Raw genomic sequence first — 21,206 nt, forward strand, 5'->3', positions numbered from 1 at the left:
CTTAAATCTGCCAAGGCGGATAAACGGACTTGAAGATGACTTTAAACGGGGTTTTAAACGTAGACCTTGAAAGGCATGGCTGTAAGAGCGGAACCCATAGCGGCCATCACCCAAATAACGGATATACACTCAAAAAAAAGCCCCACAAATGCGGGGCCAAAAAAGGTGCAGCAGTCATGCCTTAGGGCGACGATCCATCACATGGCAAGCCTTCCCCTCAGACCGCTTGATCGAATGCAGCGGCTGCAAAACGATACGCGAGCTGATCCCGATATACGTCTTGATGTGCTTGCTCAACTCACTGGACACCGCTCTCTGCTGTTCATCATCCAGGTGCTGATGTTCAGCCTTGAGCTCCACATGCACATCCACGCTATCGAGGTTCCCATTACGATACAGATGAATCTCATAACACTCCGAAAGCTGTTTTATTTTAAGCACCTGCTCCTCAATCTGCGTGGGAAACACATTAACCCCACGAATAATCAGCATGTCATCGCTGCGCCCAGTGATCTTGTCGATACGCCGCATCGGCCGCGCAGTCCCCGGCAGCAACCGGGTCAAATCCCGGGTGCGATAACGAATCATCGGCAACGCCTCCTTGCTCAAGGAGGTAAACACCAGCTCGCCCATCTGCCCGTCCGGCAGCACCTCACCCGTCACCGGGTCGATGATTTCCGGGTAAAAGTGATCCTCCCAGATCGTCGGCCCATCCTTGGTCTGCGCACATTCCATGGCCACACCCGGGCCCATGATTTCCGAAAGCCCGTAAATATCCAGCGCCGTGATCCCCAGCCGCGCCTCGATCGCGCTGCGCAACTCAGCGGTCCACGGCTCGGCACCAAAGATCCCCAACCGCAACGCCAGCTTGTGCGGATCAATGCCCTGGCGCTCGATTTCATCGGCAATGTTCAGCATGTAGGAGGGCGTGACCATGATGATGTCCGGCTGGAAATCCTTGATCAGTTGCACCTGTTTTTCAGTCTGCCCACCGGACATCGGAATCACCGTACACCCCAGTCGTTCCGCACCGTAGTGGGCGCCGAGGCCGCCGGTAAACAGCCCGTAGCCATAGGAAATATGCACCTTGTCGCCACGCCGCCCGCCAGCAGCGCGAATCGATCGGGCCACCACATTGGCCCAGGTGTCGATGTCGTTCTGGGTGTAACCGACCACCGTCGGTTTGCCTGTGGTGCCACTGGAAGCATGCAGGCGCACCACCTCGTTCATCGGTACGGCAAACATGCCGTAGGGGTAGCTGTCGCGCAGGTCGCTCTTGGTGGTGAACGGGAATTTGGCCAGGTCGTCCAGGGACTTGATGTCATCGGGGTGCACCCCCAGCGCGTCGAAGCGCTGACGGTACAGCGGTACGTTCTGGTAGGCGTGGCGCAGGCTCCAGCGCAGGCGCTCCAGTTGGTGGGCGCGCAGTTGGTCGACGCTGGCGGTTTCCAGCGGGTCCAGCACAGGGTTAAGCACGGCGTTTGGAATAGGCATGTTCATGAGTTCACTCGAATTATTTTTGTGTATCAGCCCACCGCACACCGCGGGCTTTGAGTGCATGCCCCAAGGATACCGCTAGGCTCCCCGGGAATCGCGAATCTTTAGTCGGACAACCGCTCGATGATCAGCGCGATGCCCTGGCCCACGCCGATGCACATGGTGCACAGGGCGTAGCGGCCGCCACGTTCCTCCAGTTCATGCAGGGCAGTGGTGACCAGCCGTGCACCGCTCATCCCCAGCGGGTGGCCAAGGGCAATGGCGCCGCCGTTGGGGTTCACCCGCGGGTCGTTGTCGCCCAGGCCCAGCTCGCGTAGCACCGCCAGGCCTTGGGCGGCGAACGCTTCGTTGAGTTCGATCACGTCCATGTCCGCCAGGCTCAGGTTGGCCAGTTCCAGCACCTTGCGGGTCGCCGGCACCGGGCCGATGCCCATGATCCGTGGCTCCACGCCGGCGGTGGCCATCGCCACCACCCGGCCACGGGCGACCAGGCCGTGACGCTTGGCAACTTCCGCGCTGGCCAGCAGCAGGGCACAGGCGCCGTCGTTGACCCCGGACGCATTGCCGGCGGTGATGCTGCCGCCTTCACGGAACGGGGTGCCGAGTTTCTGCAGTTGCTCAAAGGTGGTGTCGCCGCGTGGGTGTTCGTCGTGCTCGACCACCTTGGCCGGGCCTTTGCGCTGGGGGATTTCTACTGCGACGATTTCCCTGGCCAGTCGCCCGCTGGCCTGGGCGGCGGCTGCACGTTGCTGGCTGCGCAGGGCAAACGCATCCTGGTCGGCGCGGGAGATGTTGAATTGCTCGGCGACGTTTTCGGCGGTCTCGGGCATCGAATCGATGCCGTAGGCCTTTTTCATCAGCGGGTTGACGAAGCGCCAGCCGATGGTGGTGTCGTATAGCTGCGCGTCACGGGCAAATGCCTGTTCGGCCTTGCCCATCACCAGCGGTGCACGGGACATCGATTCCACGCCGCCCACCAGCATCAACCCGGCCTCGCCGCAGCGAATCGCCCGGGCTGCACTGCCGATGGCATCCAGCCCCGAGCCGCACAAACGGTTGAGCGTGGTGCCCGGCACGCTGACCGGCAGCCCGGCCAGCAACGCCGACATGCGCGCCACGTTGCGGTTGTCTTCGCCGGCCTGGTTGGCGCAGCCGTAGATCACATCGTCGACACTGCTCCAGTCCACTTGCGGGTGGCGGCGCAGCAGCTCGCGCAACGGCACCGCACCGAGGTCGTCGGCGCGCACGCTGCTCAAGGCGCCGGCGTAGCGGCCGATCGGGGTGCGTACCGCGTCGATGATCAAGGCGTCATTCATTCGGATTCTCCTGCGCCAGCACCGTGCCGCGCACTTTGTAGGATTTGCCATGGAACAGCGCAATCAGCTGGCCCAGTTGGTTTTCGATGCGTACGTCGTAGTTGCCGGTGCGGCCCGAACGGCTTTGTTCGCGACAATCGGCACTCAAGGTGTCGCCCAGATGCGCCGGGGCGATGTAGTCGATGCTGCAACCCAGTGCCACGGTGGCGTCGTTGTAGCTGTTGCAGGCCAGGGCGAATGCCGAGTCGGCCAGTGCAAACAGGTAGCCGCCGTGGCAGGTGCCGTGGCCCTGGATCATGTCGGCGCGCACGCTCATGCCCAGTCGCGCGCAGCCCGGCGCCACTGAGAGCAGGCGCATGCCCATGCCCTGGCTCGCGGCGTCACGGTTGAACATGGCCTGGGCGCATTGGTTGGCCAGGTTCATGGCTTCGTGGTTGGTCATCCCGTGCGCTCCCTTAGCGGCCCTTGAAGCTCGGGCTGCGTTTTTCCATAAAGGCGGCGACGCCTTCGCGGTAATCCTCACTGCGTCCGGCCAGGCGTTGCAGGTCGCGTTCCAGCTCCAGCTGTTGGTCAAAGGTGTTGCTCAGGCTGGCGTTCAGGCTGCGCTTGATCAGCGCCAGGCCGTAGGTCGGTTGGGTGGCCAGGTGGCGGGCCAGGGTGAGGGCTTCGTTGCGCAGTTCGGCGTCGTCCACGCAGCGGTAGATCAAGCCCCATTGCTCGGCCTGTTCGGCGCTCAGGCGGTTGCCCAACAGGGCCAGGGCCTTGGCGCGGGCCATGCCCACCAGGCGCGGCAGGGTCCAGGTGCCGCCGGAGTCGGGGACCAGGCCGAGCTTGCAGAAGGCCTGGATGAAGTTCGCCGAGCGCGCGGCCAGTACCAGGTCGCAGGCCAGCGGGATGTTGGCACCAGCGCCGGCTGCTACACCGTTGACCGCGCAAATTACCGGCAGAGGCAGGTCGCGCAATTGGCGGATCAGCGGGTTGTAGAACTTCTCGATGGATTCGCCCAAGTCCGGCACCGCGCTGCCGGGGGCCACGTTGCGGTCTGCGAGGTCTTGTCCGGCGCAAAAGCCGCGACCTTCGCCGGTCAGCAGCAGCACGCGCACGTCGGGACTTTCCTGGACCCGCTTCAGCGCTTGTTGCACCTCGCCGTGCATCTGTGCGTTGAAGCTGTTGAGCTGGTCAGGGCGATTGAGGCTGATCAGGGCGACGCCGGCCTCGATGGAAAACAGGATGTGTTCGAAGTTCATGGTCGTGAGGCCCTCACGGTGCACGCTCGGCGGTCAGCCGGCTCATTATTGGATCGGCATGGTCAGCCGGTTTTGCCGGAGTATAGCGTTAACGTGATACATAAATGCAATGATAAAATTGATTTGGTGTGTCTTGATTGCGAATATTCGAAAATACATCAAATGCTTTTTTTGTGGGTTAACCCCTGATAAATCCCATATTTTATTGGCCTAATCGCGGTAATTTTCGGCCGGGTAGCTGCTTGGCCCACCGCACGATCCAAGCGATACGCTTTTTCAGCTTTGTGCTTGTAAAAATGATGTGATACAAAATAAACCAATATCGGCATCGCTTTGCGAGCACGCCATACAAGGAATCCTCCATGACCTGCTACAGCCTCGACGGCCTGACCCCGGTGGTCGACCCCACAGCCTACGTCCATCCCTCGGCAGTACTGATCGGCGACGTGATCATCGGCCCCCATTGTTACGTGGGGCCGCTGGCGAGCTTGCGCGGCGACTTCGGGCGCATCGTCCTCGAAGAGGGCGCCAACCTGCAGGACACCTGCGTGATGCACGGCTTTCCCGACAGCGACACGGTGGTCGAGCGCAACGGCCATATTGGCCACGGTGCGGTGCTGCACGGTTGCCGGATCGGCACTGATGCACTGGTGGGCATGAATGCGGTGGTGATGGACAACGCCCGTATCGGTGCGCGCTCGTTCGTCTCGGCAACGGCCTTTGTCAAAGCCGGTTTTGAATGCCCCGAGCAGTCGTTGGTGATGGGCACGCCGGCCAGCGTCAAGCGCAGCCTCAGTGACGAAGAGGTGCACTGGAAGCAAACCGGCACCCGCGAATACCAGCGCCTGGCCCAGCGTTGCCTGGAGCAGATGCACGAGTGCGCCCCCCTGAGCGAACCGGAGGCCGACCGGCCACGCATCAGCGACAGCGGCCTGCGGCCCAAGGGCACATGAATCGCCTGCATCCCGACGCCGCTAAAAACGGTATATTTTCTCTTTTTGCCTCGGTACGCCCATGTCGTCACTGACACCCCTGAACCAACTGATTACCCGCTTCCAGGAGCAGACGCCGATTCGCGCCAGCTCGCTGATCATCACGTTGTACGGGGACGCCATCGAACCCCACGGCGGCACGGTGTGGCTGGGCAGCCTGATCCAGTTGCTCGAACCCATCGGCATCAATGAACGGCTGATCCGCACTTCGATCTTCCGCCTGACCAAGGAAGGCTGGTTGACCGCCGAAAAGGTCGGGCGCCGCAGCTACTACAGCCTGACCGGTGCGGGGCGTCGGCGTTTCGACAAGGCCTTCAAACGCGTCTACAGCTCCAGCGTGCCGGCGTGGGATGGTTCGTGGTGCCTGGTGATGCTCACGCAGTTGACCCAGGACAAGCGCAAACAGGTGCGTGAAGAGCTGGAATGGCAAGGTTTTGGTGCGATTGCGCCGACCGTGCTGGCCTGCCCACGCAGCGACCGCGCTGACGTCAACGCCACCTTGCTCGACCTTGGCGCCCAGGAAGACACCATCGTCTTCGAGACCACCGCTCAGGATGTACTCGCCTCCAAGGCCCTGCGGGTGCAGGTGCGCGAGAGCTGGAACATCGAGGAACTGGCGGCCCATTACAGCGAGTTCATCCAACTGTTCCGACCGCTCTGGCAAGCGCTTCGCGAGCAGGAACAGCTTGCGCCTGCGGACTGTTTCCTGGCACGCGTCCTGCTTATTCATGAGTACCGCAAACTGCTGCTGCGCGACCCGCAATTGCCCGACGAACTGCTGCCCGGCGATTGGGAAGGCCGCGCCGCCCGCCAGTTGTGCCGCAATATTTACCGGTTGATCTACGCCAAGGCCGAGGAATGGCTGAACAGCGCGCTGGAAACTGCCGACGGCCCGTTGCCAGACGTTGGCGAGAGTTTTTACCGGCGGTTCGGAGGCTTGAAATAAGGAGCGACGCTGTTCAGGAGAACGGGTGGAGTGACATGGCGTAGAGAATAAAAATAAGCCTGCGTGAGGCCTGATCATGATGTCTTCAATTGCACAGCGCGCTGATGGGTTCGATCAATGGATCCATCAGATCAATCAAATCTGTGGCGCCTTCGATGGGCAAATCCTGGGGGATGGTTTTTCCGGGCAGATCCGCGAATACCAGAGCGGCGCGCTGAAACTCAGCTTTGTCGACGCCTGCCAGGCGCGGCTGTTTCGTACGCCTGCGCAAATCGCGGCGGGCGAGGGCGGCAAGTATTTTGCTGTGTTCCAGCTCGATGGCACGGCTGGCATGGCCCAGGGTGACAGCAAGGCACTGTTGCGTGCCGGCGACATTACCCTGATCGATGCGGCGCACCCCAGCGACTTCACCTACAGCGAGAACTCGCGGCAGTTGTCGCTGATCCTGCCGTCGTACCTGGTGGAGCAGACTTTGCGCTTCAACCGGGTCAAATGCGGGCACCGCATCGAGGCGACGTCGCCGATGGCCATGTTGTCTCGCCAGTTGATTCTGGAGGCTACCCGCCAAGACAACCTGACCTTGCAGGAAAGCGAGGCGACGCTGGAGGCGATTATCAATTTGCTGCGCCCGGCGATCAGCCAGGCGGGCGAAGTCGGCGATGCTCATGAGCGGGTGTTTCGCAAGACGCTGGAGTGTATTGACCAGCACATTCGCTCTGAGCAACTGTGCCCTGAATGGCTGGCGCGAGAGGTGGGAATGTCGGTGCGCGGGCTGTACCGGATCTTTGCCCGCAAGGGTCTGGTGGTGGCGCGGTATATCAAGAATCGGCGGCTGGATTTATGTGCCGAGTCGCTGCGCCAGTGCAGGGTAGAGGAGAAGCTTTCGGTGTTGGGGTATTCGTGGGGGTTTTCGGATTCGAGCTACTTCTCGACAGCGTTCAAGTCGCGGTTTGGCATTGCGCCAGGTGAGTACCGCAAACAACACGCCTGAAATGTAGGAGCTGGCTTGCCTGCGATAGCGGAGTGTCAGCTACCCATTCCTGGCTGACCCACCGCTATCGCAGGCAAGCCAGCTCCCACAGGTTTCAGTTGGGCATTCCGTCTTCGATCGCAATGCCTTGGGCGCGCATCTGCTTGATCAAACCTGCCCGAGTCCCAGGCAGATTAAGCATCGCTTTGTGCCGCAACTCAGTGACTTCCTCAGCGCTATAGGGCTTGTAGTCCACCGGCGTGCTCTTGCCCGCCATCCCATCCGGGCGCATCAGCCAGTTCAACAGGTCCGCCAGTTGCCCGTCGTTCAGCGCCGACTGCGACATCCCCGGCACCCGCACCAAAAATTCCCGCCCGCCCGGCACCTTCAGAAAGTTGCCAACAAACCCGGTCATTCTCGGCGTGTCGTTCGCCGCCGACCCCATGCCGCTGCCCAAATGGCATCCGGCGCATTGCAGTTGGTAGTTGGTCCCCACGCTGTACCCCGCCTGGGCGATAGGCGTTTGCGGCGACTCGTTACCCGGTGCGTGCTTCTGGTTCGGATTGGGAATCGCCCGAGCCTGGGCGAGCGGGGCGGCCAGTGCACACATCAAACCCAGCAAAAACAAAGTACGCATGACAAGCTCCCTCGCCACAGGGGTGGGTTAAACCGCTACGCCACGGATAATCGAAACGGTGCAGTGGTAAATGTGCGATTTGGCCGCCAGGCACCAGTTCACATCGTTGTTGTTGAATGGCCGATACGCCGGCTCTTCGCTGTCGTTACGCGTACACGCGCACTGGGCGCAGCTTTGCTTACCGCAGCAGTCGTTATAGGAAATGATGTAGTCCTTGCCATCCGCCGGGTTGCGGCAGGTACCGATCCAGGTCACCTGGGACGCCTCGGTGCCCGGTGGGCAGGACGTCACCGAACCGCCGCAGCAACTGCACAGGAAACCGTCGATGGAGCAGTAGCGCCAGTAGTCGCAGCTGTTCGGGTCGCCCGGGTCACCGGCTTTCGGGTTATCGGCGGCCAGTGCCTTGCTGGTGCGGTCCAGTGGCAGCAGCAGGGGCAAGGCCGCACCCGCGACCATCAGCGAACCCATGCGGGCCAACAGTTTGCGCCGTGAGGTGGTGTCGGCCAGGCGACGGGTCGAGCGCTCGAATAACAGATCCAGCAATTTCATGAGAGTCTCCCTGCCTTATCAGTGGCTATGGCCGTGGCTGTGGTCGTGGGGCTGCGGCTGGCTGTTGAGGTATTCCTGCAGCGTGGCGCTTTTCAGGTGCTCGACTTCGAACAGGCTGTCCAGGTGCTCGCGGGAATTGACCAGGCCCTTGGCGCGCAAGGTGCCGCTCTTGTCGATCAGCGCGGCGTAGGGCAGTTTGCCGATCTGGTAGGTCATGCCGACTTCCGGGCCCACCACGTAGGTGACGTCGTCCAGTTTGTGCTCGGTGATCAGCGCTTGCTGGGCGGCCATGTCACCGTCGCTGATAAACACCACGTCCAGACGGTCGGCTTGTTCCCTGGCGATGGATTTGATCGCCGGCAACAAGGATTTGCAGATCGGGCAAGTAGGCGAGAGGAAGAACAGCAACTGGTTCTTCTCGCCGGCATAGCCGAAGTTTACCGGGCGGCCCTTACGGTCGGAGGCAGTAACTTGCGGTGCTGCTTCGTTCACCGCTACACCCTTGTCGACCATCAGCGCGCCGGCCGGGGCGATACGCCCGTGCAGCACACCAATCTGGCGCACCAGGCCCATCACGGCAAACGCGAGTGCCAGCAGCAGTACCCACAGCAGAACGTTGGAAACAATAAGGCCTTCCATTGATCACCTACCAATCAGTTTGAGCAGAAGAGGGGAGTTCGCCAGCAGGCCATCGGCTGCGGCGTAAATCAGCAGCGCGACGGCGCTGGCGGCGACGGTGACGAAGCCGTCGAAAAATCCCAGGTCACGGGCAATCGGCAGCACGCTGGCCAGCAAGGCCACGGCTACCAGTGCGCCGTTGCGCAACAGCAGGATCGGCCGCAATGGCTGCGCCTGATCGGGGCCGGCGCAACCGCAGTCGATGTCCCGGCGGCCGCGCCACAGGTTGATGCCAATTGCTGCGGCGTATAGCGCAATCAGGCCGGCGGCGCTGAGGGCCGCCCATGAGCGGGTGGCCGGAACCAGCAGTGCAAAGGCAATCATCAGCTCCAGCGCCGGAATCACCCGGGCGGCGGGGCGAGTCAGGGCCTGGGGCAGCAACTGGTAGTCCGCCAGTTGCCGGTCGAAGCGTGTCGGTGCGCGCAACTTGTGGGTCGCGGCACTGGCCAGCAACACCGCAATGGCGAGGGCGCTGGCAATGATGAAGATCGGGTCGATATGCATGGCCGAACCTCTTTAGTAGGTCATGATCTGGGTCGCAGTCTTCGCAACCTTGGCCATGCTACCGGTGAGTTTGTTGGTCTTCAGGTCAAAGATCTGCAAACCGCCTTCGACGTCAGCGCCCAACAACAGGGGCTTGTCGTCGCCGGTGGCCTGTATGCTCCAGACCGGGGTCGGGGCTTGCAGGGTGGCTATCTTTTTCAGGGTCTTGAGGTCGTAGGCCCAGATGATGGTGCTTGGGTCTTCCCACTTCATCGGTTCGTGGTTGTCGTGCATCAGCACGTACAGACGGTTGAGTTTTGGCGCCACGGCCATCAGTTGCCAGCCGCCCGGGGCCCAGCCGGTTTTCTTTTCTGCGTCGGTGGTCAGTGACCACGACGGCAGGATTGTTGGCGCGTCGCCGGAGAAGTCGACGGGACGGATGGTGCCGGTAGTGGTGGTGAAGTAGTAGGTATCACCCACATTCACGGCGCGTTCGTTGAGCTTCTCGGCGTTGGGGTCGAAGAAGTGCGTGCGGTTGCGAGAGGTTTCCTGGCCCTGCTCGTTAAGCGTGACCACTTGCAGGCTGCCGTCGCCGCACAGCGAGGCGAAGCGGCGGGTGCCGACCGGGTAGTTGAGTACGCAGCCCGGGATCGCGATTTCGCTGGTGACGGCGCGGGACTGGGTGTCGACCACGGTGACCGAGGTTGACGGGGTGAAGTTGTAGACGTAGACAAAGCGATCGTCGCTGCTGGTTTTCAGGCCGTAGCGCTGGGTCAGGGATTCGGCGCGTTTGTTCGGGATCAGGACTTCCCACGAAGGCGACAGGCTGGAGCTGTCCCAGGCGGTGAGCACGTCGGTGCGGTCGCCCCGGGTACCGCGGGAATAGTAGATATCGGCGCTGTACAGGGTTTTTTGGTCGTGGGTCAGGGCCGAGGGTGCGGCGAAGCCGGTGGGCACCATGCCGAGGATGCGCTTTTTGTCGGGGTCTACTACGGTGACGCGGCCGACCACGAAACTTTCGAATTCTACGTCTACCACGAAGGCGCGGTGGGCTTCTGGCGGGAAGGCCAGGGTGGTCTGGCCGATGGTGTCTGGCGGCAGGTCCGCCTGGGCGCTGTTCAAGCCGAGTACAAGCAGGCCCAGACCCAGCGCTGACTGTACGTTGATCCTGTTACTTCGCATTAGGGGCACTCCCTGAATTATTGTGTTTTGCTAATCGCGGGTGCTTTGGCAGATTCTTGCAACTGGATTCTGCCTTGTGGGGGGATTGCAAGAATTGTTGTGGCTGCCAAGTGGTTGTGTGTCTGTGCCAATGGGGTGGTTGGGGGGTATATCCGTTGTTTTTGTTATGGCTGGTATGGGTTCCGCCCTTACGGCGGGTCACTTTTGAAAGGAGCCCAAAAGTAACCAAAAGGCTCTTGCCCCACCACTCGGCACCTCGCTTAGGCTCGGTGTGCCCTCACTCCGGCATTACTCCGCGGGCCGCCGCGACGGCCCGTCCCTGGCCCGTCGCGGCTAAACCGGCGTCCTGCCGGTTTACCCGCTCCGTAATACCTGCGTTCGGCCAGCGTGGTTGACGGGGCGCCTAAGATCAAGATCACAAGCAGATCAAGAACACAGCGGCCTACAGGCCGGCTTGAGTGTTAAAAGCCAGATCAAAAGCTAAAGCAGGCACGGTTCCAATGTAGGAGCTGGCTTGCCTGCGATGGCATCACCTCTGTGTATCTGAAAGACCGAGTTGCCTGCATCGCCGGCAAGCCAGCTCCTACAGCTTTCGCTCTGGCTTTTAACACTCAGGTCGGCTTTCAGGCCGCCGTGCTCTTGCTTGTGATCTTGATCTGACTGCCCCATTCAGCCCGAGGCCGAACGCAGGGATTGAGGAGCGGGTAAACCGGCAGGACGCCGGTTTAGCCGCGACGGGCCAGGGACGGGCCGTCGCGGCGGCCCGCGGAGCAATTCCGGAGTGAGGGCACACCGAGCCTAGGCGAGGCGCCGACAGGCGGGGCAGAGCGTTTTGGTTACTTTTGCGCTTTTCAAAAGTGACCCGCTGTAAGAGCGGAACCAATAGCCGCCATTACCCAATAACGGATATACCCCCCATCTCAAACCCCCACCAACGGCAGCGAAAAACTAAACACCGCCCCACACGGCTCAAGATTCTGCGCCCAGATATCACCGTCATGCCGACCGATTATGTTCTTGCACAACGCCAACCCAATCCCATTACCGCCCACCTTGGACGAAAAGAACCCATCAAAGATTTTCTCCTGCGCCAGCGCCTGAATACCACGCCCACAATCCTCGACACTCAACCGCGCCACGCCTGCATCACGACTGGCGCGCAGGCGCAGTACCCGACGCTCCACAGGCAACTCGCTCATCTCTTCGATCGCATTAAAGGCCAGATTCAGAATCACCTGCCCAATCAGCACCTTCTCGCACTGCACCATCAGCGGTTCGGCGCAGGGTGATATCTCCAACTGCACCTGGCTGGGTTCAGCCCGCAAACTGATGAAGTACCGAGTTTCCTGCAGCAGCTCATTGAGGTCGACCAACTCCGCGCTCCGCTCCAGCTTAACCACGTAATCGCGCACGCTCTTGATGATCGTGGATGCATGCTCGACCTGCCGCACAGCACTTTGCAGCCCCCAGTTCACGCCCTGGTCGGCACTGTGGCTGTCGCCCAAACGAATCAACACACCCTCGATAAAGTTGCGAGTGGCCGCCAGCGGCTGGCTCAGTTCGTGGGCTATCGCCACAGCCATTTCCCCCATGGCGTTGTAGCGGGCCAGGTATTCGAGCTGTTGTTCGCTGACACGCCGGGCTTCCTCCGCACGGATCAGGTCGCGCTTGACCTTGTCTTCCCGGGAAATATCGCGGAACTGCACCATCAGCACATCGCGCCCGTCCAGGTGCACCAGCGTCGCGACCGCTTCCGAAAGAATCTCCACCCCGGCCTTGGAGCGATAACACCACTCGATGGTCCGCTGGCCGCTGCGGGCCGCGCGTTCGAGCCAGCGCAACCCGATGGAGCGCTTGTACTTCGGCGCGTCGCGGGTCATGTCCGGGGCTTTCAGCGGGATCAGTTCTTCCAGGGTAAAACCCAACGCCGACAGCGCGGCAGTGTTGGCCCAGAGGATGTCCTTGCTCTGCGCATCATGAAGGATGGTGCAGATCGGCATGGCTTCGATCAGGGTGTGGAAATCAGTGTTATTGGGTAGATACATCGCGTAGCCCTTGACGGTGGAGGGGACGACTACGGTGGCAAGTTATACCGGTTTGCCTGCGCTGGCACGCTCAGAAGTAATCGGGGGCGAACTAGGGGATTTCTTTAGCCGGTGGGCTGCACGCCCCAATGGTTGATGGTGGATGGGCTTTTTACACTGGACCCATCAACGCCCGCCACGGCGTCCATAACAACTACAACGGAGAAAGCCCATGCTGCGTTCGGCCCTCGTGCAACCAGACGCTTTACCCGACGTGCAGCCCGCGCTGTTCCAGCAGGTGCTCGATGAGGTGCGCCAGCGCCGCGACGAGTTCGACGCCGGCTCCCATGTTCCACGGGACATGATCGAACGCTTCAAGCAGGTGGGCATTTACCGGGCGGCCACACCGCGCTGTTTCGGCGGCGACGCCCTGGCCCCTGCGAAGTTCTTGCAGATGATCGAGCGTATTTCCGAAGCTGACGGCTCTGCAGGCTGGGTCGCGAGTTTTGGCAGCGCCGGGGTGTATCTGGCGGCCTTGCCCAAGGAAACCCTCGCCGAACTCTACGCCGACAGCCCCGACCTGGTGTTTGCCGGTGGGTTGTTCCCGTTGCAGCCGGCGGAGACCGTCGACGGCGGCTGGCAGGTCAACGGCACCTGGAAGTTCGCCAGCGGCTGCAAAGGCGCGGACCTGCTGGGCGTGGGCATCGGCGCGGCGGGCGGCAAGCCACGTACTGCGGTGTTCAAGCCGGGCCAGGTTGAAATTATCGAAAACTGGGACGTGGTCGGCCTCAAGGGCACCGGCAGCCACGACCTGCGTGTCACCGACCAATACATCGACGAGCGCTGGACGTTCATCCGTGGCGGCGCCGCCACCATCGACGAGCCGCTGTTCCATTACCCCTCGATCGCCTACGCCGCCCAGGTGCTGGCGGTGGTCAACCTCGGCCTGGCGCGGGCCGCCCTCGATGAAATCAGCGCCATGGCCAGTGGCAGCGGCATCACCGGCGCACCGAAACTGGCGGACCGCGCCTACGTGCGCATCGAAATCGCCAAGGCCGAAGCCCAACTGAGCGCCGCACGCGGTTTCTTCTACGGCGCCACCGAACAAGTGTGGAACTCGATCCTTGCCGGCAACCCCGTCACACCCGAGCAAACCAGCCTGCTGCGCCTGACTGCCATTCACGCGTCCCAGGCCGGCGCCGCCGTGGTGCAGAGCGCCTACAGCCTGGCAGGCACCACCGCGATTTACCTGCGCCACCCGCTGCAACGCTACCTGCGCGACGCCATGGTGGTAACTCAGCACGCTTTCCTCAGCGAAGGCCTGTACGACGGCGCCGGCTCGGTGTTCCTCGGCGTTCCGCCATTCCCTGGCTACATCTGACTTCAAGGATCAACCCATGTCCCAAGCCACTCAAGAACCGCTACGCGTCGTGTTTTGCATCGGCATCACCCAGAACTTTTTCGACCTGCCCACCGGCGAAGGCCTGAGCGTGTGGAAAGGCTTCAGCCAGATGATGGGCGACCTCGGCGCGATGCCGGGCATCAACGTGCTCGGCGCAATGGATGACGACCGCTTGATGGTCGGCCCATCGACCACCTCACCCTGGACCGTCTACATCATGGCCGACGTGGATTGCCACCAGTCGGTGATCGACGCTTGCAACCTGTTTCGCACCACGCCGGTGGGTGAGTACAGCCTGTGGCGCTACGCGAAGATTGAAGCGCGTATTGGCCGCCCGCTGACCATTCCCGACGCGGCCAAGGTGTGAGCCATGGACCTGTTGCAGCGTCTTGAAAGCCTTGAAGGGGAGAGCCAGGTCCGGCGCTTGATGGCGCGCTATATGGACCTGTGCGATGTACCCCGGGCGGTGACCCGGATCAGCGAGCTGGCCGAGCTGTTCAGCGTGGATGCGGTCTGGGAGGGCATTGGCGCGAGCACCGCACACACCTTCGGCCAGCATCAGGGGCGCGAGGCGGTGGCGGCGTTTGTCGGCAGCTACCTGCCGCCCTGCGAGCACTTCGCGTTGAACCTGCATTACCTCACCAGCGAGTCGATCCAGGTGCACGGCAACACCGCCAAGGGGCAGTGGATCATGCAGCAGATTTGTACCTACGCCGACCAGCGCAGCGAGTTGTTCGGCACGCGGCTGAACATCGATTTTCGCCGCGTCGACGGCACCTGGCTCATCGCGCATTTCCGTACACAGCGCCTGTTCAATACCGCCCTGGGGGTGAGTTCATGAGTACCTTCGTCAGCGAATTTATGCTGGGTGGCAGCGGTAAGCGCGTGGCCATCAAGGATTCCATCGACATCGCCGGGCACCCGACCCGCTCCGGCAGCCGCGCCTTTGCCGATGCACCACCGGCGACCAGGCATGCAGACGTGGTGCAGTTGGTCCTCGACGCCGGCTGGCAGATCGTCGGCAAGACCAACCTGCATGAGTTGGCGTTTGGCGTCACCGGCATCAACGACTGGAGCGGTACCCCGATCAACCCCCAGGCGCCTGACCGGGTGCCGGGTGGTTCTTCCAGTGGTTCAGCCGCAGCTGTGGCGGCTGGCCTTGCGGACATCGCCATTGGCACCGACACCGGCGGTTCGGTGCGGGTGCCGGCGGCATGTTGCGGGATTGCCGGGCTGAAGCCGACCTACGGGCGAGTCAGCCGCACTGGCGCGCAACCGGCGGTATCGAGCCTCGATTGCGTGGGGCCGTTTGCCGCGAATATGCAGGACTTGATTGCGGCGATGCAGGTGATTTGCCCGGGCTTCCAGCCACAAGCGGCGCCATCCGGCAGCGTGCACGTGGGTTTTCTGGATGTCGCCTGTGAGCCATGGTTGAAGGCAAGCCTGATGGCCGCCGTCGACGCTGCTGGCTGGCATCAACGCCGCCTGCACCTGGACGACTTCGACGCGGCATTTGGCGCCGGCCTGACGGTGATCAACGTCGAGAACTGGGCGGCCTTCGGTCACCTCACAGGCAAAGGCTTGATTGGCGCCGACGTCGAACAGCGCCTGCTGGCCGCCAGCCGCACCAGCGCTGTCGACCTGGCCCAGGCCGAAGCAGTACGCCGCCGTTTCAGTCACCAGGTGGATGCCGCGCTCGAAGAATGCTCGGTGTTGCTGCTACCGACCCTGCCAGACCTTCCGCCGACCCTGGCCGAAGCCCGCAACGGCAGCCAGGCGGTGGCCCGCATGACGCCGCTGGTGCGGCCGTTCAACCTCAGCGGCCACCCGGCGCTGACGGTGCCGGTGACTCTGGCCGACAGCGGGCTGAAGGTCGGCCTGCAAATTGTCGGCCGCAAGGGCCAGGACGAATGGGTGTGTGCCCTCGGTGCACAGCTGCAACAGAGCCTCACGGCTCACCAATAAGAACAACGCCTTGAGGAGGGCTCCATGAGTACCCATGAATACCGGCTGATCGCCAAATCCAAAAGCCTCGATGAATTGGTCAAACACGACCGCGTCGACGTGTCGCTGTACAACGACCCGGCGCTGTTTGAAGCCGAACTCGAGAAAATCTTCTACCGCACCTGGGTCTGGGTCGCCCATGAAAGCGAGGTGCGCAACAGCGGCGATTTCAAGACCGCGACCATTGGCCGGCGCCCGGTGATTGTGGTGCGCGACAAGAAAGGCGCGATCAACGTGCTGGAAAACCGCTGCCGCCACCGTGGCGCCACGGTTTGCGAGAAGCACAAAGGCAACGCCACCGGCTTCACCTGCCCGTACCACAGCTGGTCCTATGGCCTGGACGGCAAGCTGCGCGCGCTGCCTTACCCGGACGGCTACGAAGGCATCCTGGAAAAATCCGAATTGCCCCTGACCAGCCTGCGGGTCGACAGCTACGCCGGGATGGTGTTCGCCAGCTACAACGACGACATCGAGCCGTTGGCCGACTTCCTGGGCGGCGCAAAACATTGGATGGACCTGTTCATGAAGCAGGGCGCCGGCTACCCGATCAAGACCCAGGGTGAACACAAGTTCAGCTTCAAGGGCAACTGGAAGATCCAGCTGGAAAACACCACCGATGGCTACCACTTCCCGATCGTGCACAAGTCGTTCATGTCGTCGGTGGATGCCGAAACCTCGGAAATGCTCTCGTTCATGACCGACGAGCAGGCTGTCACCCACTCCCTGGGCAATGGCCACAGCGTCATGGTGATGGTGCCCGAGCATGTCGACCTGGACCACGACGACGGCACCGAGCCGTTGCAGGAGCGCTTTGCCCACGTCACCGAGGAACTGTCGAAAACCATGGAACCGGCCCAGGTGCGACGCATCGTGCGCTCGCTGCATGGCGCCGGGTTCAACCTCAACCTGTTCCCCAACGTGGCGATGTCGATGTCGTTCTTCCGGGTGCTGCGCCCGGTATCGGTCACCGAGACCGAAATCCGCCATATTGCCCTGGGCATGGACGGCGGCCCGCAGATCGCCAACCGTGAGCGCCTGCGCATTCACGAGCACTTCCAGGGCCCGTTCGGCTTTGGCAGCCCCGACGACGCCGAAGCCTGGGACCGGGTGCAACGCGGCTCATATGCCGGCGTGGACGCACCGATTCTGGTCAACCGTGGGCTGAATCGCGAAGTGCTGGCCGAGAACGGCGACAAGGTTTCCCACGCCACTGATGAAGGCGGCATGCGCGGGGCCTATGACATGTGGAAAAGGATGATGAACCAATGAACAACCTGACGGGTTTTACCGCACCGCTGGCCCAGGCCATCGAATTCATCTGGCGTGAAGCCGAACTGCTGGACCACAAGGACTACGTGCAGTGGGCTGCGTTGTGGAGCGAGAGCGGGCGCTACATCGTGCCGATCGAGCCGGACACAGACGATTTCGAGGCCAACCTCAACTACGCCTATGACGATGCGCGCATGCGTGACTTGCGTATCGAGCGGTTGACCGCAGGGTATTCACCGTCGGCGGTGGATGCGGCGAAAACTATACGCAGCGTGTCGCGCTTCACCCTGGTGGAAGCGGCGGGGGACGTGGTGGAGGTCAATTGTGCGCAGCTGCTGTATGCCTACAAGCGCGGGGTACACACGCCGTTCGTGGCCGACCTGAACTACCGCATTCGCTTCAGCGCCGGGGCGGCGACCCTGGAGCGCAAGGTGGTGCGGCTGATCAATTCCACCGACAGCCTGAGTGCGCTCGGGTTTCTGTTGTGAGCACGATCTGACCGACACAAAACCAATGTGGGAGCAGGCAAGCCAGCTCCCACCGTTGAGATGAGGACATCCTGATGAACCGAATCGCGCTCGTAACCGGCGCCTCCCGCGGCCTCGGCGAATGCATCGCCCGACGCCTGCACGCCGCAGGCTACCGCGTGGGCCTGGCGGATGTGCGCCTGGATGGCGTGCAACACCTCGCAGATGAGCTGGACAGCAGCGGTGAAACCGCCGTGGCCATCGAGCTGGACGTGCGCAACAAAGCCGACTTCATCCGCGCCCGGGATCTGCTGTCGCAGCGCTGGGGCGGCACCGATATCCTGGTGAACAACGCTGGCGTGTCGAAAGTTGCCGCGCTGATGGACATCACGCCAGAGGAATTCGACGAATCAATGGCGATCAACCTGCGGGGCACATTCGTGGCCTGCCAGGTGTTTGGTGCGCACTTTGCCGAGCGTGGCTTCGGGCGCATTGTCAACATCGCCTCACTGGCCGGCCAGAACGGCGGCACCGCGACCGGCGCGCATTACGCGGCAGCCAAGGGCGGCGTGGCCACGCTGACCAAGGTCTTCGCTCGTGAGTTGGCGCCACAGGGTGTAACGGTCAACAGTATCTCGCCAGGCCCGCTGGACTTGCCGGTGGTGCGCGAAACCGTAGCGCCGGAGCGCCTGGAGCAGATCCTCAAGATTATCCCGACGGGCACCCTTGGCGACCCACACACCATCGCCGATACCGTGCTGCTGCTAATTGCCGACCACGCCGCCTCGGTGACGGGCGCGTGCTGGGACATCAATGGCGGCCTGTTCATGCGCTAGTTATCGTTGTGGCGAGGGAGCTTGCTCCCGCTGGAGTGCGCAGCGCTCCCAAAAGAGTGGGCCTGCTGCGCAGTCCAACGGGAGCAAGCTCCCTCGCCACAGGTTTAGCGTTCAACCGAAATAACAGTATTCAGGTGCTGCAATGATGAAGGTGAAGATCGAACGCATTGTCGATGAAGCGCTGGATATCCGTTCCTTTCGCCTCGTGCGCAGTGACGGCCAGCCCCTCGACAGTTATGAACCGGGGGCGCATGTGGACCTCACCGGGCCCACCGGCGTTACTCGCCAATATTCCCTGTGCAGCCCGCCCCATGATGGCCGCGCGTACCTGGTGGCGGTGAAGAAGGAAGCGCAATCGCGTGGAGGCTCCCTGGCCTTGCATGAGCAGGTGCAAGAGGGCATGGAACTGGAGATGGGCGCGCCACGCAACCTGTTCCGCCTCGACCCGCAGGCCTCGGCACATGCGCTGTTTGCCGCCGGTATCGGGGTGACGCCGTTGTTGAGCATGGCCTATCGACTGGCCGGCAGCGGGCAGCCGTGGCGCTTGCACTATTTTGCGCGTTCGGCGCAATACGCGGCGTTTACCCAGCTGTTGGCCGATACGTTCGGCGAGCATGTGCAGTTTCACTATGGCGTCGAACCGGGCGCGCTGGATGCGGCCTTGAGCGCGTGCCTGGAGCTCGCTGGCGCTGACGCCCATGTCTATACCTGTGGGCCCGCGCCGTTCATGCACAAGGTAGTGGAAGTGGCGGCGCGCAGCCGTGCCGAGGAGGCGATCCACCTGGAACACTTCCAGGCCGACCCGGCGGCGAACGCCGGGCCCAGTGGTGGTTTCGAAGTGGAACTGGCCAGCTCCGGCGTGGTGCTGCAGGTGCCGGCGAATACCAGCCTGGTGGACGTGCTGCAGGCCCACGGTTGTGACATCGACACCGAATGCCGCGAAGGCATCTGCGGCACCTGCATTGTCGAGGTGCTGGAGGGCGTGCCCGAGCACCGTGACAACTGCCTGTCGACCAAGGAGAAGGCCGCCAACCGGCAGATTTGCGCGTGTGTTTCCCGGGCGGTTTCCGCTCGTCTGGTATTGGATATTTGATTGGCGCTACCCGTAAGATTGCTCGGACCAAAAAAATAAAAACGTGAGGCCTTGCGGTCATGATGAGTTCAACCGTGCAACGTAACGAATCGTTCGAACGTTGGTTACATCAGGTCAACCAGGCCTGTGGACGTTTCGATGCCCGTGCCCTGGGCACTGGTTTTTTTGGTGAGTTGAGCGAGTTTCGCAGTGGCGCGATCAAACTCAGCGTGGTGGACATGGCCCAGGTGCACCTGTATCGCAGCAGCAAGGAAGTCAGTACCGGCAACGAGGGGCACTACTATGCGGTGTTCCAGCTGCAGGGCAGTGCGCAGCTGGAGCAGGGCGATAACCGCGCGCAACTGGGCTGCGGCGACATCGCCCTGATCGATGCCTGCCGCCCCAGTGACATGACCTACCACGATAACTCCCGGCAACTGTCGCTGATCCTGCCGCGCCAGGTGGTTGAGCGCGGTTCGCACTTCAACGCCGTCAACTGCGCGACGCGGATCGCGGCCCGCACGCCCCTTGCGCTGATGGCCAGCCAGATGGTGCTCGACACCCGCCAGCAAAACGGCTTGGGCATGCAGGAAAGCGAAGCGGTGCTGGATGCATTGGTAAGCCTGCTGCTGCCGGGTATCAGCGCCCGGGACAACGGCGTGGACACCCAGGAGCGGCAGTTTCGCAAAACCATCGCCTACATTGACGCGCATATCGGTGCCGAAGAACTCTGCCCCGAGTTGATCGCGCGGGAAGTCGGGGTGTCGGTGCGCGGGTTGTACCGGATGTTCTCCAAGCGCGGGCTGGTGGTGGCGCAGTACATCAAGCACCGGCGCCTGGATTTCTGCGCCGAAACCCTGCGCCATTCGCCGGCGGAGCAGAAGCTGTCGGCGCTGTGTTATGCCTGGGGCTTCTCCGATTCCAGCTACTTCTCATCGGCGTTCAAGTCACGCTTTGGCGTGTCGCCGGGTGAGTACCGCAAGCGCTACAGCCATCATTGATGCGTGTCGCTCCCGAACCTGGAATGCATTTTCCTGTGGGAGCCGGGCTTGCCCGCGATGCAGGCGACTCTATACCCCAGGCTCACCGCCGCGATCCCATCGCAGCCTCGCCAAGGCTCGACAGCTCCCACATTGGAATGAGGTCAACTGTGGGAGCTGGCTTGCCTGCGATGCAGACCACTCTATACCCCAGGTACACCGCAGCGATCCCATCGCAGCCTCGCTAAAGCTCGACAGCTCCCACATTGGAATGAGGTCAACTGTGGGAGCTGGCTTGCCTGCGATGCAGACCACTCTATACCCCAGGTACACCGCAGCGATCCCTTCGCAGCCTCGCCAAGGCTCGACAGCTCCCACATTGGAATGAGGTCAACTGTGGGAGCTGGCTTGCCTGCGATGCAGACCACTCTATACCCCAGGCTCACCGCAGCGATCCCATCGCAGCCTCGCTAAAGCTCGACAGCTCCCACATTGGAATGAGTTCAACTGTGGGAGCTGGCTTGCCTGCGATGCAGACCACTCTATGCCCCAGGCTCACCGCAGCGATCCCATCGCAGCCTCGCTAAAGCTCGACAGCTCCCACATTGGAATGAGGTCAACTGTGGGAGCTGGCTTGCCTGCGATGCAGACCACT

The 21,206-nt window shown here is 62.1% G+C and carries 23 protein-coding genes; 13 read left to right on the forward strand and 10 right to left on the reverse strand.

Translation table 11 applies throughout. The features are described from left to right. Positions 1–174 precede the first annotated feature (174 nt). The 4 genes from paaK to paaG all read right to left on the reverse strand — a co-directional run bounded on the left by paaK (position 175) and on the right by paaG (position 4,060). Positions 175–1,500, reverse strand: a complete 1,326-nt coding sequence (paaK, locus tag ACZRN6_RS35440; RefSeq protein ID WP_322144626.1) for a phenylacetate--CoA ligase PaaK — start codon at positions 1,498–1,500, stop codon at positions 175–177. Positions 1,501–1,601: 101 nt separating this feature from the next. Next, positions 1,602–2,813, reverse strand: a complete 1,212-nt coding sequence (gene pcaF / locus ACZRN6_RS35445) for a 3-oxoadipyl-CoA thiolase (protein ID WP_322144627.1) — start codon at positions 2,811–2,813, stop codon at positions 1,602–1,604. Continuing rightward, positions 2,806–3,255: a hydroxyphenylacetyl-CoA thioesterase PaaI gene (gene paaI, locus ACZRN6_RS35450; RefSeq protein WP_322144628.1), complete on the reverse strand. Its 450-nt coding sequence runs from the start codon at positions 3,253–3,255 to the stop codon at positions 2,806–2,808. The genes pcaF and paaI overlap by 8 nt, the downstream gene beginning before the upstream one ends. A gap of 13 nt (positions 3,256–3,268) precedes the next feature. Then, entirely contained in the window at positions 3,269–4,060 is a 792-nt protein-coding gene (gene paaG / locus ACZRN6_RS35455; RefSeq protein ID WP_464009913.1) for a 2-(1,2-epoxy-1,2-dihydrophenyl)acetyl-CoA isomerase PaaG, read from the reverse strand. Between the two features lie 362 nt (positions 4,061–4,422). Between paaG and paaY the strand changes: the two genes are divergently transcribed. The 3 genes from paaY (at position 4,423) to feaR (ACZRN6_RS35470) (ending at position 6,989) form a co-directional block, all read left to right on the forward strand. Continuing rightward, on the forward strand, positions 4,423–5,013 hold the full coding sequence (paaY, locus tag ACZRN6_RS35460; RefSeq protein WP_322144631.1) for a phenylacetic acid degradation protein PaaY: 591 nt from the start codon (positions 4,423–4,425) through the stop codon (positions 5,011–5,013). A gap of 61 nt (positions 5,014–5,074) precedes the next feature. Next, positions 5,075–5,998 carry a phenylacetic acid degradation operon negative regulatory protein PaaX gene (gene paaX, locus ACZRN6_RS35465; RefSeq protein WP_010173615.1) on the forward strand — a complete coding sequence of 308 codons (924 nt, stop codon included), beginning with the start codon at positions 5,075–5,077 and terminating at the stop codon, positions 5,996–5,998. 76 nt (positions 5,999–6,074) lie between these two features. Next, positions 6,075–6,989: a transcriptional regulator FeaR gene (gene feaR, locus ACZRN6_RS35470; RefSeq protein ID WP_322144632.1), complete on the forward strand. Its 915-nt coding sequence runs from the start codon at positions 6,075–6,077 to the stop codon at positions 6,987–6,989. A gap of 94 nt (positions 6,990–7,083) precedes the next feature. On the opposite strand, the gene ACZRN6_RS35475 is transcribed toward feaR (ACZRN6_RS35470), so the two are convergent. From ACZRN6_RS35475 to ACZRN6_RS35500, 6 genes are all read right to left on the reverse strand, one after another. Further along, a complete protein-coding gene (locus ACZRN6_RS35475; protein WP_464009914.1) occupies positions 7,084–7,605 on the reverse strand; it encodes a cytochrome C in 522 nt (173 codons plus the stop codon). Positions 7,606–7,632: 27 nt separating this feature from the next. Next, the gene (locus tag ACZRN6_RS35480; RefSeq protein WP_003208877.1) at positions 7,633–8,154 is read right to left on the reverse strand and encodes a methylamine dehydrogenase light chain; all 522 of its coding nucleotides are present in this window, start codon (positions 8,152–8,154) and stop codon (positions 7,633–7,635) included. Positions 8,155–8,172: 18 nt separating this feature from the next. Further along, complete coding sequence (mauD, locus tag ACZRN6_RS35485) at positions 8,173–8,793, reverse strand: methylamine dehydrogenase accessory protein MauD (RefSeq protein ID WP_464009915.1); 621 nt, start codon at positions 8,791–8,793, stop codon at positions 8,173–8,175. A gap of 3 nt (positions 8,794–8,796) precedes the next feature. Beyond that, a complete protein-coding gene (locus ACZRN6_RS35490) occupies positions 8,797–9,336 on the reverse strand; it encodes a MauE/DoxX family redox-associated membrane protein (protein ID WP_464009916.1) in 540 nt (179 codons plus the stop codon). Positions 9,337–9,348: 12 nt separating this feature from the next. Continuing rightward, positions 9,349–10,497, reverse strand: a complete 1,149-nt coding sequence (locus tag ACZRN6_RS35495; protein ID WP_464009917.1) for an amine dehydrogenase large subunit — start codon at positions 10,495–10,497, stop codon at positions 9,349–9,351. A gap of 920 nt (positions 10,498–11,417) precedes the next feature. Next, on the reverse strand, positions 11,418–12,542 hold the full coding sequence (locus ACZRN6_RS35500; protein ID WP_464009918.1) for a sensor histidine kinase: 1,125 nt from the start codon (positions 12,540–12,542) through the stop codon (positions 11,418–11,420). Between the two features lie 211 nt (positions 12,543–12,753). Here ACZRN6_RS35500 and ACZRN6_RS35505 point away from each other — a divergent pair, with 211 nt between their 5' ends. From ACZRN6_RS35505 to ACZRN6_RS35550, 10 genes are all read left to right on the forward strand, one after another. Continuing rightward, the gene (locus ACZRN6_RS35505; protein WP_322144638.1) at positions 12,754–13,902 is read left to right on the forward strand and encodes an acyl-CoA dehydrogenase family protein; all 1,149 of its coding nucleotides are present in this window, start codon (positions 12,754–12,756) and stop codon (positions 13,900–13,902) included. 16 nt (positions 13,903–13,918) lie between these two features. Continuing rightward, entirely contained in the window at positions 13,919–14,290 is a 372-nt protein-coding gene (locus ACZRN6_RS35510) for a hypothetical protein (protein WP_464009919.1), read from the forward strand. 3 nt (positions 14,291–14,293) lie between these two features. Next, positions 14,294–14,764, forward strand: a complete 471-nt coding sequence (locus ACZRN6_RS35515) for a nuclear transport factor 2 family protein (RefSeq protein WP_464009920.1) — start codon at positions 14,294–14,296, stop codon at positions 14,762–14,764. Beyond that, complete coding sequence (locus ACZRN6_RS35520) at positions 14,761–15,888, forward strand: amidase (RefSeq protein WP_464009921.1); 1,128 nt, start codon at positions 14,761–14,763, stop codon at positions 15,886–15,888. Before ACZRN6_RS35515 ends, ACZRN6_RS35520 begins: the two co-directional genes overlap by 4 nt. Before the next feature lie 24 nt (positions 15,889–15,912). Then, complete coding sequence (locus ACZRN6_RS35525) at positions 15,913–17,196, forward strand: aromatic ring-hydroxylating oxygenase subunit alpha (protein WP_322144642.1); 1,284 nt, start codon at positions 15,913–15,915, stop codon at positions 17,194–17,196. Continuing rightward, on the forward strand, positions 17,193–17,684 hold the full coding sequence (locus ACZRN6_RS35530; protein ID WP_322144643.1) for an aromatic-ring-hydroxylating dioxygenase subunit beta: 492 nt from the start codon (positions 17,193–17,195) through the stop codon (positions 17,682–17,684). Before ACZRN6_RS35525 ends, ACZRN6_RS35530 begins: the two co-directional genes overlap by 4 nt. Positions 17,685–17,758: 74 nt before the next feature. Further along, a complete protein-coding gene (locus tag ACZRN6_RS35535) occupies positions 17,759–18,499 on the forward strand; it encodes an SDR family NAD(P)-dependent oxidoreductase (RefSeq protein ID WP_322144644.1) in 741 nt (246 codons plus the stop codon). A gap of 142 nt (positions 18,500–18,641) precedes the next feature. Then, positions 18,642–19,592 carry a PDR/VanB family oxidoreductase gene (locus ACZRN6_RS35540; protein WP_464009922.1) on the forward strand — a complete coding sequence of 317 codons (951 nt, stop codon included), beginning with the start codon at positions 18,642–18,644 and terminating at the stop codon, positions 19,590–19,592. A 59-nt stretch (positions 19,593–19,651) separates the two neighbouring features. Next, positions 19,652–20,572 (forward strand): transcriptional regulator FeaR, encoded by a 921-nt coding sequence (gene feaR, locus ACZRN6_RS35545; RefSeq protein WP_464009923.1) that lies wholly within the window; start codon positions 19,652–19,654, stop codon positions 20,570–20,572. Next, positions 20,472–20,939, forward strand: coding sequence for a transposase zinc-binding domain-containing protein (locus tag ACZRN6_RS35550; protein WP_464009924.1), 468 nt, complete (start codon positions 20,472–20,474; stop codon positions 20,937–20,939). The genes feaR (ACZRN6_RS35545) and ACZRN6_RS35550 overlap by 101 nt, the downstream gene beginning before the upstream one ends. Positions 20,940–21,206 lie beyond the last annotated feature (267 nt).

This window comes from Pseudomonas sp. A125 (genome assembly GCF_055409485.1).